Origin of the sequence: Actinomadura sp. WAC 06369 (genome assembly GCF_003947565.1) — a bacterium.
Taxonomy (GTDB): Bacteria; Actinomycetota; Actinomycetes; order Streptosporangiales; family Streptosporangiaceae; genus Spirillospora; species Spirillospora rifamycini.
This window is the reverse complement of sequence record NZ_QHJN01000182.1, coordinates 1-15,179: the sequence shown is the minus strand read 5'-3', so window position 1 is coordinate 15,179 and position 15,179 is coordinate 1. Positions and strand designations below refer to the sequence as shown.

The window sequence follows — 15,179 nt, the reverse complement described above, 5'->3', positions numbered from 1 at the left end:
ATGGACGTCACGACCGATGCGGTGCAGTTGCTGGGCGGGTACGGGTACACGCGGGACTTCCCGGTGGAGCGGATGATGCGCGACGCCAAGATCACGCAGATCTACGAGGGGACCAACCAGATCCAGCAGATGGTCATGGCCCGCCAGCTCCTCAAGTAACCGGTCCCTCAGGCGACCGGACGCGCCGCGACCGCCGGGGCGAGCGAAGAGCCCCGGCGGACGCGGAGCCGCCCTCGTCCGTCCGGCGGACGAGGGCGGCGCGGCGTTCGTCACTGCCGGCCCGAAGGCTTCTCCTCCGCGGGCTTCTCCTCCGCGGGCTTGCCGTCCGCGGGCTTGCCGTCCGCGGGCTTGCCGTCCGCGGGCTTGCCGTCCGCGGGCTCGGCGTCCGCGGGCTCGGCGTCCGCGGGCTCGGCGTCCGCGGGCTTCTTCTCCGCGAGCTTGCCCGCGTCCCGGTGGCGGAGCTTGAGGACGAGCTCGCCCTCCTCCGTCATGCGCGGCCGCAGGGTGAGCCCGCTCCAGTGGATCTGCGTGCTCGTGATCCCGGTCATGATCGTGGTCGTCGCCCGCGTCCCGTCGTCCTGGCGCGTGAACGTGACGAGGCCGCCGTCGATCCCGACGCCGATCGGGCCCATCCGGAACCGGTCGTCGAGCTTGATCACATCGCCGTCCCGCACGATGACCTCGCACTTGCCGTCGGTGCAGGCGGCGAGGTCCCTGCCGTCCGCCGCGGCGGCCTTCGCCGGTTTCGCGGCCGACTTCGGCCCCGGAGGCGGCTCGGGCGGCGCGGGCGGCGCGGGCACCACGGGCGGGTTGGGCGCCGCCACGGCCGCCGCGGGGACGGTGTCCGCCCCGAGCGTGGCCGGTGCATCGCCGAGCGCGGCGGCGGCGAAACCGCCGAGCGCGAACGCGGCGACGGCGGTCGAGGTCAGCAGACCGAGATTCCTGGTCGACATGGTGTGCACTCCTGACGGTCGCACTACGGCATCACTCTGTATGCCTCTCATTACAGAGAGTAAGCGATCGTCTCGGAATCATGATCGACTGGGGTGGCTCCGGCGTGTGGTCAGCGGGGGAGCGCGTCCACGAACATCGTCTGCAGCACGCGTCCGATGTCGCCGGACGCGTCCGCCAGCGTGCCCTCGCACAGCGCGCCGCCGCCCGGCGAGACCTGCAGCGACCCGGCCAGGCACAGCCACTCGCCGGCGGGGTCGCGGTGCAGCGCCACGGTCAGGTCCGTGTTGATCACCTGCCACGCCGTCATGTCGATCTCGCTGCCCACGCCCGACACGCTGTCGGACAGGACGAGCGCCCGCACCAGCGGCGTGTCGTCCTCCCCGGCGACGAGCGGCACCCGCGACCGCGCCCACGTCGTGGCGGGGCCGGGCGCGGAGAACGAGCCCTCGACGAGGCGCCACTCCATCGCCGAGAGGTAGCCGTCCATGTGGGCGCCCGCCCACGCCTCCAGAGGGCCGGACCCGGCGGGCAGCGGCGGCGGGGGCGGCGTGCGGACGATCGGCGCGACGCCGTCCGGCGCCCGCAGCGTCCGCCACGCGGTCGCCCGCACCACCGGGCGCCCCTCGTGGGCCAGCTCCGCCTCCAGCAGCGTGACGCGCCGCCCCGGGCGGACGGTCCGCACCGCGACGCGCAGCGGCGCGACCGGCACCGGGCCGAGGATCTCCATCGTCATCCGCGCCACCCGGGTGCCCGGGACCGGCTCGTGCCGCTCGAAGGCCCGGCCGACCAGCCCGGCGACCGGCCCGGCGTGCTGGAACTCCGGCGACCACGGCCCCGCGGTCGCGGGAGTGGAGGCGAACCCGCCGTCGGCCAGCGGCTCGTAGAACCCGTCCACAACGGCTCCTTTCGACTAGAACCGAATTCTAGCCGCAGAGCTTCTGGGTCCCCGTCTCGACGGACGTGTCCGCGCTCGGCGACGGCGTCGGCTCCGCCGACTCGACCTTCACCTTCTCGACGCCGTCCCAGTCGCCGCCCACGTACACCTGGATCTCCGCCTGGAGTTCGTCCAGCTTCTTCAGCTTCGCGCCCGGCAGCGCCTTGGCCAGCGTCTTCGCCGCCTCCGCCCGGGACGGCCCGTACCGGATCTCCGTCGTCTGCAGGCCGCGCCGCGCCAGCCCCGGCACGACGCTCGCCTCGAAGCCCGCCTCCTCCAGCTGCCGTCCGGCCTCCGTCGCCAGGCCCTGCGTCCCGATCGCGTTCAGCACCCGCACCGAGATGTCCTCCGGCGGCACCGTCAGCCGGTCCTCGGGCTTCCGCGTCGGGGACGGCGTGGACGGCGCCGGCTTCGGCGCCTCCAGCCGCCGGTCGCCCTCGATCTTCTGGAACAGCTCCCGCGCCGGCTCCTCGTCCCACTTCACCGTCGACTGCGGGGCCGCCGCGTTCCACAGCGTGGCCTGGTGGTCCGGGTTCTCCAGCGGCACCTTCGCGAACGTCAGGTCGTCGGTCGACAGCTCGCGCATCTCGTCGACCATCTTCGGCAGGTCCTCGGCGAGCTGGTCGTCCACCGTCAGCGTGCCCAGCGCCGCGTCCAGGAACTTCGTCGACTTCACCGGGTTCCGCAGCGTCTCCGTCGACATCGCCTGCCGCATCAGCGCCGCCAGGAACTGCTGCTGCCGGTCGATCCGGCCGAGGTCGCTGCCCCCGGTCAGCGAGTACCGGGTGCGGGCGAACGCGAGCGCCTTCATCCCGTCCAGGTGCGACTTCCCGGCGGCCAGCCGCAGCCCGCTCTTCGGGTCGTCGACGGGCTGCTCGACGCACACGTCCACGCCGCCCAGCGCGTCGACCATCTTCACGAACCCGTAGAAGTTGACCTCGACGTAGTGGTCGATCGACACGCCCGTCGCGCGCTTCACCGTCTTCACCGCGAGGCTCGCCCCGCCGAACTGGTACGCCCACGTCAGCTTGCCCGGACGCGCGGGCACCTTCTGCCCCTTCGCGCCCTCCGACCCGTTCGACTCGTGCGCCGGGATCGTCACGTACGAGTCCCGCGGCAGGCTCACGACCGAGACCCGCTTCCGGTCGCCCGACACGTGCAGCAGCATCATCGTGTCCGAGCGCTCGCCCGGGAACTTGCCCAGCTTCGCGGCCTTGATCTGCTCCTTCGACAGCCCGTCGCGCCGGTCGACCCCCGCGATCAGCACCGTCATCGGGCCCTCGACGCCCCCGGCGTCCTTGTCCAGGCCGTCGATCGAGATCTTGTCGATCGCGCCCGTCACGTAGTTCTGGAACGCCCACGCCCCACCGGACGTGAGCAGCACGAACGCCGACATCCCCGCCGTGACCGCCAGCAGCCGCCGCTGCCGCCGCGCGCTCGACGCGGCCCGCGGGCTCAGCCGCGGCCCCGGCCGGCGCGGCCCCCGCGGGCCCTCCACCGGCACCCGCGGCGCGGGCATCCCGTCGATCGTCACGCCGTCGATGTCGCCGTCGTCGCCGTCCGCCCGCCCGTCCGCGCCCGGCCGGGGCCGGAAGTAGCGCTCCAGCGGGTCGGCGTCACCGTCGGCGAACGGGTCGTCGCGACCCGGGCCGTGCCCGTCCGTCATGCCGCCGCCGCCTCCCGAAGAACGTCGTCGGATGTGCTGGGTGAGTCTCGACCACCTTAAAGTGGGGAACACCCGACTCACCGCCATCTGGACCGCGTGTCCTTGCGGTAACGTAACGCCGTCCTGACCACACCCCGGCGGCCCCGCACGCGAACCTGGGCGACGTGGGCTGCGTCGGACAAGCGAGCAAGAGAGAGGAAGGGGGGCCTCCTCCGGCCTGTCCGGCCGGATGCGCCCGCGAGCCCATGAACCCGTCTCCCCATGCGCAGCGCGCCGCGCAGCACGCGCCACGGACCAGCACCGACGCCGGCGGACGCACCTGGCCCGCGGTGTCGGTGGTGATGCCCGTCCTCAACGAGCAGCGGCACCTCACCGACGCCGTGCGCCGCATCCTGACCCAGGACTACCCGGGCGAGCTCGAACTCGTGCTCGCCCTCGGGCCGTCCCGCGACCGCACCGACGACATCGCCCACCGGCTCGCCGCCGAGGACCCGCGCATCGTCGTGGTGTCCAACCCGACCGGCCGGACGCCGCAGGGCCTCAACATCGCGATCAAGGCGTCGCAGTACTCGATCATCGTCCGGGTGGACGGGCACTCGCTGCTGCCGCCCGACTACGTCCGCGCCGCCGTCGAGACGATGGAGGAGACGGGCGCCGACAACGTCGGCGGCATCATGGCCGCCGAGGGCACCACCCCGTTCGAGCAGGCCGTCGCGCGCGCGATGACGTCCAAGCTCGGCGTCGGCAACGCCCGCTTCCACACCGGCGGCGAGGCCGGCGAGGTCGAGACCGTCTACCTCGGGACGTTCCGGCGCAGCGCCCTCGACCGGGTCGGCGGCTACGACGAGACGTTCACCCGCGCGCAGGACTGGGAGATGAACCACCGCATCCGGCAGACCGGCGGGCGGATCTTCTTCACCCCGCGGATGCGCGTCACCTACCGGCCCCGGCCCGACCTGCGCGCCCTCGCCAAGCAGTACTTCCAGACCGGCCGCTGGCGCCGCGTCGTCGGCCGCGAGCACGCCGGCACCCTCAACCTGCGCTACCTCGCGCCGCCCATCGCCGTGGTGGCGATGACGGCGGGCGCCGTCGCCGGGGCGTTCGGGTTCTGGCCCGGCTGGATCCTGCCCGGCGGGTACGCGCTCGCGATGGTCGCGGGCGCGGCCGTCGAGGGCCGCGGGCTGCCGCCCGCCGCGTGGGTGCGGCTCCCGCTCGTCTTCGCGACCATGCACGTCACCTGGGGCGTCGGCTTCCTGACGAGCCCGCCGCGGCTCGGCCAGCCGACCCCGGCGAAGCCCGGCGAGCCCGTCGTCTGATCGCCGGCCGGACGACCGCGTCCGCCGGGGCGCGGGCGTCCCTCCCACGGCGATCGGTCCGGCCGACGGCCGGACCGGAGCGCCGACCGACGGTCGGGCGGCCGGCGGCCGCTTCCGCCCGGGCGGGAGCGAATGGGGGTATCTTTCGGACATCTTGGGCGGAACCGGGGGTGTGCCCGGGGCCGTCTCAGGGTTACGGTGGCGAGACCCCGCCACCGGCCCGGCGCCCTGGAGGTGGCCCGATGTCCAATGGAGCACGTCACGCGCTCGGCGGCCTGATCGGCGTGGTCCTGGCCCCGCTGATCCCCCTGGTCCTGCTGTACGGCGTCTACCAGATGCACCGTTCCGTGGGACGCGTGGCGGCCACGTTCGGCGGGGACGCGGGCTCGGAGCGCTGGCTCGGCGCGGCGCTGCTGCTGGGCACGGCCGTGCTGGTCGCCCTCGCCGTCGCGCCCCGCGTGTCGCCGCTCGCCTCGCTGCTTCCCGGCCTCCTGCTCACGGCCGTCGGCGGCGTGTGGATCGTCGACCCCGGCTGGATGCTGCGGCAGCAATTCACGCGGGACGTCCTTCCCGGCGATCTCGAACTGCCCTACATCGGCATCGCCGGCCCGTACGGCGTCCTGCTGCTGCTCGGGCTGGTGCTCCTCGCGGCGTCGGTGATGCCGAGCCGGTGGGCGGGCCGCGCCGCCGCGCCGCGTCCGCTGGGGCCGCCGCCCGCGCCGGTGGGCGGGCCGCCGCCGATGCCGGGCGCCGGGGCGCCGCGGCCGCAGGAGCGGCCGGAGCCGTTCGCCCCGTCGTTCACGCAGCCGCCGGGGCAGCCGCAGCCGCCGGGGCCGGCGCGGCCCCAGGAGCCGCAGACGCCGCCGTCCGGGGCCGTCCCCTTCGGGCGCGAGGGCGACCGCCCCGAGCCGTACCGCGGGCAGGGCGAGGGCGGCGAGTGGACCCGCATGTACGGGGACGACGACCTGCGCGGGCGCTAGCCGGGGACCGGGCCACGGAGACCGGTCCCGCCCGGCGCGGGCCGCGCGCCCGGTTCGGCGGTCAGAGCGCGGCGAGGACGCCCGGGACGTCGTTGACGACCATCGCGTCGATGCCCGCCTCCGCGTAGCGCGGCGCGTGCTCGGCCGTCGGGCACCAGGCGACGACCTCCAGGCCCGCCTTGTGCGCCGCGTTCACGCAGTGGTCCAGCGGACGCAGCCGGGTGTCGGGGTGCTCGAACCCGCACGACCCCGTGTGGACCGCCACCGCCTGCAGGCCCAGCCCCGCCGCCGCCGGGACGGCGTGCCACAGCGGGAACCGCAGCCACGTCAGCAGCCCGAGCGGGACGCCCGGCACCTCGTCCCGCAGGAACGCCAGCAGCGCCGGGTCGAACGACGTCACCAGCAGCGGCCGCCGCCGCGCCTCCCGCCGCAGCAGCGGGACCAGCAGCGCGCCCGTCCGCCGGTCCGGGTCGTCCAGCGCGTCCTCCAGGACGGTCTTCACGTCCACGTCCACCGCGACGTGCGGGGGCAGCGCGTCGAGGACGTCCGCGAGGCGCGGCAGGCCGCTGTCGGTCGCGGGCAGGTCGACGACGTGCGACCCGTCCGGGATCGTCGGGTCGTGCCGCAGGACGAGATGGTCGTCGCCCGTCCGCGTCACGTCGAGCTCCACCCACGACAGGCCCGCGTCCACGGCGGCCAGCATCGACTCCAGCGTGTTCTCCGCCACCGTCCGGCCCGTCCCGGGGACCGGCTGGTCGCCCGACCCGAAACCGCGGTGGCCGATGATCGTGGGGGTGCTCTCGAAGATCACGGATTCTCCTCCGCGGCGATGTGCTCGGCGAGCGCGATGTCCAGCGGACGCGTGACCTTCAGGTTCCGGTCGTCGCCCGCCACCACGCGGATCGGCACCTCCGGCAGGTAGCGGTGCACGATCCCGCAGTCGTCGGTCGCGGCCAGCTCCGGATCCGCCAGCGCGATCTCGTACGCCTTGCGGATCGTGCCGAGCACGAACCCCTGCGGCGTCTGGAACCGGCTCATCGTCTCCCGGGGCGGCATCGACGCGACCAGGCCGTCCGACACCACGACGACCGTGTCGGGGCTCGGCACCCCCACCGCGACCGCCGCGTCGTCCTCCAGGGCGTCCAGCACGCGGTCGATCACGGCGGCGCCGACGAACGGGCGGGCCGCGTCGTGGAACAGCACCCGCGCGTCGTCCGGCCGCCCGGCCAGCGCCTCCAGCGCCGCCACCGTCGACCCGGTACGCGTGTCGCCGCCCGCGATCACGCCCGTGACCTTGCCGAACGGCGCGACGATCGTCCCGGCCGCGCGCAGGTGCCCGGACGCCATGACGACCACCACCTCGTCGATGCGCGGATGCCCGTCGAACGCGGCGACGGCACGGCCCAGGATCGGCCGGCCGCCGACCTCGATGAGCTGCTTGGGGCGCCCCGCGCCCAGCCGCGCGCCGACACCGCCGGCGAGCACCACCGCGACCGTCCGCGTACCCATGTCTCCCCGTTCTCGACACAACCGGTCACCGAAGCATTACGCTCTGCCATGACCGTACGGCTCACGCTCAACGTACCGGACCCGCGGGCCTCCGGCCCGCCCGAACCGAGAGGCGACCGTGGAGCAGCAGACGGTGCGCCGCGCAGCCCGCTGGGGCCTCACCCCCGGTACGACGGCGCCGATCTCCCTGGGCCTCGCCGTGCTGGCCGCCGTCTGGTTCTCGGACGCCGCCCGCACCGGGGCCGTCGCGGGCGCGCTGCTGCTCGCCGCGACCGTCGTGCTGGCCCGCGTCGACGCCGCCCTCGCCCGCGCGGGCGCCGCGACGCGGCGGCAGGTGTGGCGGTCGGCGCTGCTGCGCCGGGCCGAGGAGGCGATCGTCTACGCGGGCCTCGCGGCCGGGGCCGCCGCCGGTCCCGCCGCCGGCGGCGCCGGACCGCTCGCCTCCGCCGGGACGGTCGCGCCCGGCGGGCCCGCCGGGGTGTGGGGGGCGGCCGCGCTCGCGCTCGTCCTGCCCGCCCTCGGCCGGACGATCGCCGCGTCCTTCGCGGCCCGCCACCCCGCCGCGGTCCCCGGCCGCCCCACCGGCCTCGCGAGGCTCGTCGTGCTGCCGCGCCCCGAACGGTTCGCGCTCGTCTCCGTCACGGCCGCGCTCGGCGACCCGGTCCTCGTCTTCACGGTCCTCACCGCGTGGGGCGCCGTCGCGGTCGCCGCCGTCCTGGCCGGATGCCTTCTCCGCTCCCTGTGGCCGGTGACCCCGTGAACGGCGCGATCCTGCGCGTCTACCGGGACGACGGGCCGCTGGCGCGCGCGCTGGGCGTGCTGGCGCGCGGGGGGCTCCCGCCCGTGCCCGGAGCCGTCGGCGCGGCCGTCCTGACGACCGTCCTGTTCGCGGCGGGCGAGGGCGGGAACCCGTCGCCGGCGCTGTTCGCGCCGGTCATCGCGGTGCTGCTGATCGGTCCCGCCTCGGCGCACCCGCACACCGGCAGGCTCGACTGGACGGCGCCGCCCATGATCCGCGGGATCGAGTATGGTTACCTCACCGTGTTGGGGTTCGCGCACGCTGTGGCGGCGCCGCTCGTCTTCGCGCTCGTCGCCCTCCTCGCGCTCCACCACCACGACACCGTGCACCGCACCCGCAGGGGGCCGCGGCGGCAGCGGCTCCTTCGCGCCGGGCTCGGCTGGGAGGGGCGGATGCTCATCGTGGCCTGCGGGGGCCTCTCCGGGAGCCTCCCGTTCGCGTACGCTGCCCTGGCCGCCTACCTTGGCGTGTTGTTCGGCGGCGAGGGCGTCGCCGCGTGGGCGCGGGCCGGATCCGGCGGACGCGTGCACGTCGACCTGAAGGAAGAGGAAGCATGATCGGCATGGTGCTGGCGGCGGGCGCGGGCCGGAGGCTGCGGCCCTACACCGACACGCTGCCCAAGGCTCTGGTCCCCGTCGACGGGGAGACCACCATCCTGGACATCGCCCTCGGCAACCTCGCCGAGGTCGGGCTGACCGACGTGGTGATCGTCGTCGGCTACTGCGCGGGCGCGGTCGAGGAGCGCAAGGCCGCCCTGGAGGAGCGGTACGGCGTCTCGATCACCCTGGTGCACAACGACAAGGCCGAGGAGTGGAACAACGCCTACTCCATGTGGCTGGCGCGGGAGCACTTCTCCAAGGGCGTCCTCATGGTCAACGGCGACACGGTCCATCCGGTGAGCGTCGAGAAGACCCTACTCGCGCACCGCGGACCGGACATCCTCCTCGCCGTGGACGACGTGAAAACGCTCGGTGACGAGGAGATGAAGGTCATCCTCGACGGCGAGGGGCACCTCAAGACCATCACGAAGCTGATGGACCCGGCGTCCGCCAACGGCGAGTACATCGGCGCCACCCTCATCGAGCCCGCCGCCGCCGACGCGCTCGCCGACGCGCTGAAGGCCACCTGGGAGAGCGACCCCGACCAGTACTACGAGGACGGCTACCAGGAGCTCGTCGACCGGGGCGGCAGCATCGCGATCGCCCCCATCGGCGACGTGCAGTGGGTCGAGGTCGACAACCACGACGACCTCGAGAAGGCCCGCACGATCGCCAAGACGTACTGAGCGGGCGCGCCTGACGGCAGGCGGCCGACGGCAGAGACACGAAGGGCCCGCGTCCCGGGCGGCGCGGGCGACCGAGCGAGGAGGCCCATGCCCCTGCTGACGCGGATGCTGAACGCGCCGCTGTCCATCGACGTGCGGCGCGGAGCCGTCGCCGCGCTGGGCGAGCTGCTGGCCGACGGGCGCATCGCCACCGAGGGACGGGTCGCGATCGCGGTCGGCCCCGGCCAGGGCGACCAGATCGCCGAGCACGTCCGGCCGTCCCTCGCCGCCTGCGAGGTGTTCCAGGTGGCGGGCGCCACCGTCGACGCGGCCGTCGACCTCGCCGCGAAGCTGCGCGGCGGGTCCTACGAGGCCGTCGTCGGCATCGGCGGCGGCCGGACGATCGACGCGACCAAGTACGCCGCGACCCTGTCGGGCATCCCGATGGTGTCGGTCGCGACGAACCTGTCCCACGACGGGATCTGCTCGCCCGTCGCGTCCCTCGTCCACGACAAGGGCAAGGGCTCGTTCGGCGTCGTGATGCCCCTCGCCATGGTCGTCGACCTCGACTACGTGCGCGCCGCGCCCGAACGGCTCGTCCGCGCCGGGATCGGCGACGTCCTCAGCAACTTCTCCGCCGTGGACGACTGGCTCCTCGCCTCCGCCGAGTGCGGCGAGCGCGTCGACCGGATGGCGCTCACCGTCGCCCGCACCGCCGCCGAGGCGCTCCTGCACCAGCCGGAGTCCATCGAGTCCGACCGGTTCCTCACCGTCCTCGCCGAGAGCCTCGTGCTGTCCGGCATGGCGATGGCGTTCGCCGGCGACTCCCGCCCGGCGTCCGGCGGCGACCACGAGATCCTGCACGCCGTCGACCAGCTCTTCCCCGGCACCGCCAACCACGGCGAGCTCGCCGGCATCGGCGCCGCGTTCACCTACCACCTGCGCGTCCTGCACCTCGGCGAGGGCGCCGAACGGCTCGCGGAGATCCTCGCCTGCCTCGACCGGCACAAGCTGCCCCGGCTGCCCGGCGACGTCGGGCTGACCGTCGACCAGTTCACCGAGGCGGTCCAGTACGCCCCGCGGACCCGCCCCGGCCGCTACACGATCCTGGAGCATCTGGGTCTCGACGCCGACGAGACCCGCAAGGCGGTGGAAGACTATGTCCAGGCCCACGGAGGCTGACGTGCCCGCGCCCGCCGCGGAGCCCGAGCGGCCCGGCGACGACCGTCCGTCCCGCCGCAGCGCCCGCGTCGCGGACGTCCGCGCCCACGGCCAGCCGCCCGGCCTCAAGGAGCGGCGCAACGAGGAGCACTGGGCGGGCCGCCTCTACATGCGGTCGCTCTCCCCGTACTTCGCGTGGATCGCCCTCCGCCTCGGGTTCAGCCCCAACCAGCTGACCTACCTGATGATGCTCAGCGGCATCGCCGCGGGCGCCGTCGTCTCGCTGCCGCTCCCACCGCTGTGGACGGCCGTCGGCGGCGCCGTCCTCATCCAGGTCTACCTGCTCCTCGACTGCGTGGACGGCGAGGTCGCCCGCTACCTGCGGCAGACGTCCGTCGCCGGGGTGTTCCTCGACCGCATCGGCCACTACCTGTCCGAGGTGTCGCTGCTCGTCGGCCTCGGCTTCGCCGCCCAGGGCGGCTGGGAGACCGGCGGCTACGTCGAGCTCGGCATGCTCGCCGCCCTCGGCGCCGCGCTCATCAAGGCCGAGACCGACAACGTCGTCGTCGCCCGCGCCAAGTCGGGCCTGGCCGCCGACCCGTCCGGCGGCGACCGCGCGCTGCGCCCCCGCTCCACCCGCATCGCGCTCGCCCGGCAGGCCGCGTCCATGCTCCGCTTCCACCGGATCATCGGCGCCGTCGAACTCTCCCTGCTGATCCTCGCCGCCGCCGCGCTCGACACCGTCCTCGGCAGCGAGACCCCCGCCGCGATCCGCGTCCTCACCGTCGCCGTCGCCGCCGTGGCCGTCGTGCAGACCCTCCTGCACCTGGTGAGCATCCTCGCCTCCCGGAGACTGAAGTGAAACTCAGTGTCGTCGTATTGACTATGGGCAACCGGCCCGAGGAGTTGGCGCGTGCCGTCCGCAGTGCCCTGGAGCAGGAGCACGTGGACATCGAGGTCGTGCTGGTCGGCAACGGCGTCGATCCCGTGGGGGACCGCGGCGGCGAGGCGCCCTTCGACGACGCGCGCGTGAAGACGATCGCGCTGCCGAAGAACGTCGGGATCCCCGCCGGGCGCAACCGGGGCGTCGAGGCGTCCAGCGGCGAGATCGTCCTGTTCCTGGACGACGACGGCTGGTACCGGTCGACCCGCCTCGGCACCTACCTGCGCGACCGCTTCTCCGCCGACCCGAAGCTCGGCGTCGTGTCGTTCCGCGTCCGCGACCCCGAGGGCGGCCCCGGCGAGCGGCGGCACGTGCCGCGGCTCCGCGCCGGCGACCCCGAGCGCTCGTCCGCCGTGACGACCTTCCTCGGCGGCGCCTGCGCGATCCGCCGCGCCGCGTTCGACCTCGGCGGCGGCCTCCCCGAGGACTTCTTCTACGCCCACGAGGAGACCGACCTCGCCTGGCAGGTCCTCAACGCGGGCTACCACATCGCCTACGACGCGTCCGCGGTGATGTACCACCCGGCCGTCCTGCCCACGCGGCACGACATGTTCTACCGGTACAACGCCCGCAACCGCGTCTGGCTCGCGCGCCGCAACCTGCCGTGGCTCCTCGCGTTCGCGTACCTCGGGGTGTGGGTCGCCATGACCGTCCTGCGGGAACGCAGCCCGAAGGCCCTCAAGCCGTGGTTCAAGGGCTTCGCCGAGGGCTGGCGCAAGCCCGCCGGTCCGCGCCGCCCCATCTCCTGGCGCACCGCCTGGCGCATGACCCGTACCGGACGTCCGCCTGTTATCTAGTGGCGCCCTCGGCGTCAGGCCCCAGGGGGCCTTCCTTCAACGGGCGCCACGGGCGATTGCTGCATCGCTCCGACTCGCCCTTGGGGGCTCGCTGCGCGATCAGGTTCTCGCGGGCTCGAACCTGGCTTCGCTCCCAATCGCAGTTGTTCCCGTGCGCTCTGGCTGGGGCTTGGCTGGGGTGGTGGGTTGTGCTCGGCTGGGGCCGAGGCTTTGTGGGGCGGTCGGAGATGCTTGTGGCCGGTTCGGGGGGTGGGTCAGGTTCCTAGGAGCTTGGCTTGCCAGTCGGGTTCGGTGGTGAGGACGGTCAGGCGCTGGGTCGCGCGGGATACGGCGACGTACAGCACGCGGAGGCCGCGCGGCGACTGGGCGGCGACGGTTTCCGGGGCGACGATCACGGCGGCGTCGAATTCGAGGCCCTTCGCCTCCAGGACGTCCAGCACCTGGACGCGCTCCGGCAGGCCCTCCGCGAGCCGCGCGCGCTCTGCCTCGCCCCAGGCGGTCGTGTCGAACAGGGACGCCTGACCGCCGGGTTCCAGGGCGAGCGGGACGATCACGCCGATCGTCCCCTCGACCTGGTGCAGCAGTTCTCCGGCCGCGGCGCGGGCCGCAGCGGCGAGGTCCGGCTCGGGGACGACGTCCACGACCGGGTCGATCCCGGACGCGCGGACGGCGCGGGCCGGGCGGGCGTCCGGGAGCGCCTCGGCGAGCACCCGCGCCGACACCGCGGCGATCTCGGTGGAGTTGCGGTAGTTCGTGGTGAGCTCGTACTCGTGGCGGGCGCGGGGGGCGCGCTTGCGGGGGCGTCCGCGCCCCTTCCGCTCGCCGCCGAGGGCGGCGTCCATCGCGGCGCGCGCGGCGTCGAGGTCCTCCCAGGCGCTCTGCGCGGGGTCCTCGACGATCGTCCAGCTCGCCTGCCGGCCCCGGCGGCCCAGCATCCGCCACTGCATGGGGGAGAGGTCCTGCGCCTCGTCCACGACGATGTGGGCGTACTCGGGGCGCTCCTCCACGACGCCGTCGTCGACGCGGCGGGACCGTTCGAGCCGCTCGATGGAGGTCGTCAGCTCCTCCATCTCCGGCTCCCACGTCTCGTCGGCGGCCTCCTCGCCGGTCAGGATGTTCACGCCGTCCACGACGAACGGGTCGTCCGCGGCGGGCGCGCGGCGGCGCCGGGACGGGCGCGGCGGGGCGCCCAGCAGCGCGTCGAGCTCGTCGAGCAGGGCGACGTCCTGGTAGCTGAGCGGGCCCTCCGCCCAGGACGCGGCGAGGGCGGGCAGGTCCTCGCGGGGGAGGTCGCGGCCCGCGGCGCGGCGCAGCCGGTCCGGGTCGCCGAGCGAGCGCAGCACGTCCAGCGGGGTGCGCAGCGGCCACCAGGCGACCAGGAAGTCGGTGAACGCTCGCTGCTCCCGGACGCGCGCGTCGAACTTCTCCCGCGGCGAGCCGTCGGACGTCCCGGACCGTCCGGTGTCGTCGTCGAGGGAGGCGAGCCCGTCGGCGGCGAGGATCGCGTTCCACAGCCCGGTATCGGCGCCCTCGGCGGCCTCCGCCGCCTCCTGCCCGCCGATGCCGGTGAACCGGTCCCACAGGGCGTCCAGCAGCGCCTCGGCGGCGCGGCCCCGGGCGGCGTTGACGCTGCCGCGGCTGCGCCGGTGCACGTCGGCGCGGACCCGGTCGAGGCGCGCCCGGTCGAGGGCGACGACGACTCCTTTGAACACCACGCGCAGCTCGTCGGGCGCGCCGGGGGCCTGGTCGGTGACGGCGCGGCGCAGCACGGTCGCCATCGGCTCGGCGCCCTTGAGCCGCGCGAGCGCCGGCGCGTCGTGCGCGGACGCGGTCACGCCGTCCACGAGGTCGCCCAGCGAGCGCAGCGCGGCCGTGCCCTCGCCGAGGGACGGCAGGACACGCTCGATGTACGAGGTGAACCGGGGGTTCGGCCCGACGACCAGCACGCCCCGCGACCCGAACCGCTGCCGGTGCCGGAACAGCAGGTACGCGACGCGGTGCAGCGCCACGGCCGTCTTCCCGGTGCCGGGCGCGCCCCGCACCAGGACGGTGCCGTCGGCGGGCGCGCGGATCACCTCGTCCTGCTCCCGCTGGATGGTCGCGACGATGTCGCGCATCGCGCCCTCGCGGGTGCGGGCCAGCGACGCGAGGAACGCGCCGTCGCCCACCACGGTCATGCCGTCGGACGCGGACGGGTCGAGCAGGTCGTCCTCCAGGTCGACGACGGTGTGCCCGCGCGAGTGCAGGACCCGCCGCCGGACGACGCCCCGCGGATCCTCGGGCGTCGCGCGGTAGAAGTCCTCGGCGGCCGGGGCCCGCCAGTCGATCACGAGGGAGTCGTGGTCGGGGGTGCGCACCCCGACGCGGCCGATGTACCGCACCTCGCCGGCCGCCAGGTCGAGCCGCCCGAACACCAGCCCGTCGTCGGCGATGTCGAGGGCCTGCGCGCGGCGCGCGGCCTGGTGCACCCAGGCGTCCCGGTCCACCAGCGACGCCTTCGTGCCCGCCTGCGACTGCCGGAACCCCTCGCGGATCATGGCCTGCGCCTCGGCGCGCATCTCCTCCAGCCGCGCGTACGCGATGTCGACGTAGCGCTGCTCGGCCGCGATCTCGCGGTCCTTGACCGTACCGCCGGGATCGGCCGGCCGCCCGGTGACCTGGGACGACATGCAGGCTTGCTCCTCCGCATCGCTGCACCGGGGGGTGTCCCCGGCACCCCCGAAGGGGCCGGAACAGCAAGCTTATTCTCCCGTCCGCCGCCCGACGACCCGGCGAACGCCCCGGCCCGCGGGGCGTTCGCCGGGTCGTCGGGCGGCGGACGGGAGAATAAGCTTGCTGTTCCGGCCCCTTCGGGGG

Annotated in this window: 15 protein-coding genes; 9 read left to right on the top strand and 6 right to left on the bottom strand. The window is 74.7% G+C overall.

The genetic code is table 11. The annotated features are described in order from the left end of the window. A partial coding sequence (locus tag DMH08_RS33425) for an acyl-CoA dehydrogenase family protein (protein WP_267898592.1) occupies positions 1 to 159 on the top strand: 159 nt, incomplete at its 5' end. Between the two features lie 110 nt (positions 160 to 269). On the opposite strand, the gene DMH08_RS42055 is transcribed toward DMH08_RS33425, so the two are convergent. From DMH08_RS42055 to DMH08_RS33405, 3 genes are all read right to left on the bottom strand, one after another. Continuing rightward, positions 270 to 953 carry a hypothetical protein gene (locus DMH08_RS42055; RefSeq protein ID WP_233617956.1) on the bottom strand — a complete coding sequence of 228 codons (684 nt, stop codon included), beginning with the start codon at positions 951 to 953 and terminating at the stop codon, positions 270 to 272. A gap of 110 nt (positions 954 to 1,063) precedes the next feature. Then, positions 1,064 to 1,849: a thioesterase family protein gene (locus DMH08_RS33410; RefSeq protein WP_125620023.1), complete on the bottom strand. Its 786-nt coding sequence runs from the start codon at positions 1,847 to 1,849 to the stop codon at positions 1,064 to 1,066. Positions 1,850 to 1,877: 28 nt separating this feature from the next. Continuing rightward, positions 1,878 to 3,554 carry an LCP family protein gene (locus DMH08_RS33405; RefSeq protein ID WP_026403680.1) on the bottom strand — a complete coding sequence of 559 codons (1,677 nt, stop codon included), beginning with the start codon at positions 3,552 to 3,554 and terminating at the stop codon, positions 1,878 to 1,880. A 245-nt stretch (positions 3,555 to 3,799) separates the two neighbouring features. Between DMH08_RS33405 and DMH08_RS33400 the strand changes: the two genes are divergently transcribed. Then, positions 3,800 to 4,870, top strand: a complete 1,071-nt coding sequence (locus DMH08_RS33400) for a glycosyltransferase family 2 protein (protein ID WP_051301006.1) — start codon at positions 3,800 to 3,802, stop codon at positions 4,868 to 4,870. Positions 4,871 to 5,112: 242 nt separating this feature from the next. Next, positions 5,113 to 5,850 carry a hypothetical protein gene (locus DMH08_RS42510; protein ID WP_125620021.1) on the top strand — a complete coding sequence of 246 codons (738 nt, stop codon included), beginning with the start codon at positions 5,113 to 5,115 and terminating at the stop codon, positions 5,848 to 5,850. A gap of 61 nt (positions 5,851 to 5,911) precedes the next feature. Here the strand turns inward: DMH08_RS42510 and DMH08_RS33390 are convergent, their stop codons facing one another. Further along, a complete protein-coding gene (locus DMH08_RS33390) occupies positions 5,912 to 6,661 on the bottom strand; it encodes a glycerophosphodiester phosphodiesterase (RefSeq protein WP_026403678.1) in 750 nt (249 codons plus the stop codon). Next, positions 6,658 to 7,359 carry an IspD/TarI family cytidylyltransferase gene (locus tag DMH08_RS33385; RefSeq protein ID WP_125620019.1) on the bottom strand — a complete coding sequence of 234 codons (702 nt, stop codon included), beginning with the start codon at positions 7,357 to 7,359 and terminating at the stop codon, positions 6,658 to 6,660. The genes DMH08_RS33390 and DMH08_RS33385 overlap by 4 nt, the downstream gene beginning before the upstream one ends. 118 nt (positions 7,360 to 7,477) lie before the next feature. On the opposite strand from DMH08_RS33385, the gene DMH08_RS33380 reads away from it, so the two are divergent. The 6 genes from DMH08_RS33380 (at position 7,478) to DMH08_RS33355 (ending at position 12,323) form a co-directional block, all read left to right on the top strand. Next, positions 7,478 to 8,119, top strand: coding sequence for a hypothetical protein (locus tag DMH08_RS33380; protein ID WP_026403676.1), 642 nt, complete (start codon positions 7,478 to 7,480; stop codon positions 8,117 to 8,119). Continuing rightward, a complete protein-coding gene (locus DMH08_RS33375; protein ID WP_233617955.1) occupies positions 8,116 to 8,715 on the top strand; it encodes a DUF5941 domain-containing protein in 600 nt (199 codons plus the stop codon). The genes DMH08_RS33380 and DMH08_RS33375 overlap by 4 nt, the downstream gene beginning before the upstream one ends. Then, complete coding sequence (locus DMH08_RS33370) at positions 8,712 to 9,443, top strand: phosphocholine cytidylyltransferase family protein (RefSeq protein WP_026403674.1); 732 nt, start codon at positions 8,712 to 8,714, stop codon at positions 9,441 to 9,443. Before DMH08_RS33375 ends, DMH08_RS33370 begins: the two co-directional genes overlap by 4 nt. An 87-nt stretch (positions 9,444 to 9,530) precedes the next feature. Further along, positions 9,531 to 10,604 carry an iron-containing alcohol dehydrogenase family protein gene (locus DMH08_RS33365; protein WP_034519130.1) on the top strand — a complete coding sequence of 358 codons (1,074 nt, stop codon included), beginning with the start codon at positions 9,531 to 9,533 and terminating at the stop codon, positions 10,602 to 10,604. Then, a complete protein-coding gene (locus DMH08_RS33360; RefSeq protein WP_026403672.1) occupies positions 10,582 to 11,445 on the top strand; it encodes a CDP-alcohol phosphatidyltransferase family protein in 864 nt (287 codons plus the stop codon). The genes DMH08_RS33365 and DMH08_RS33360 overlap by 23 nt, the downstream gene beginning before the upstream one ends. Positions 11,446 to 11,468: 23 nt before the next feature. After that, positions 11,469 to 12,323 carry a glycosyltransferase family 2 protein gene (locus DMH08_RS33355; protein ID WP_051301005.1) on the top strand — a complete coding sequence of 285 codons (855 nt, stop codon included), beginning with the start codon at positions 11,469 to 11,471 and terminating at the stop codon, positions 12,321 to 12,323. 254 nt (positions 12,324 to 12,577) lie between these two features. On the opposite strand, the gene DMH08_RS33350 is transcribed toward DMH08_RS33355, so the two are convergent. After that, on the bottom strand, positions 12,578 to 14,992 hold the full coding sequence (locus tag DMH08_RS33350; RefSeq protein ID WP_125620017.1) for a HelD family protein: 2,415 nt from the start codon (positions 14,990 to 14,992) through the stop codon (positions 12,578 to 12,580). Positions 14,993 to 15,179: the final 187 nt, after the last annotated feature.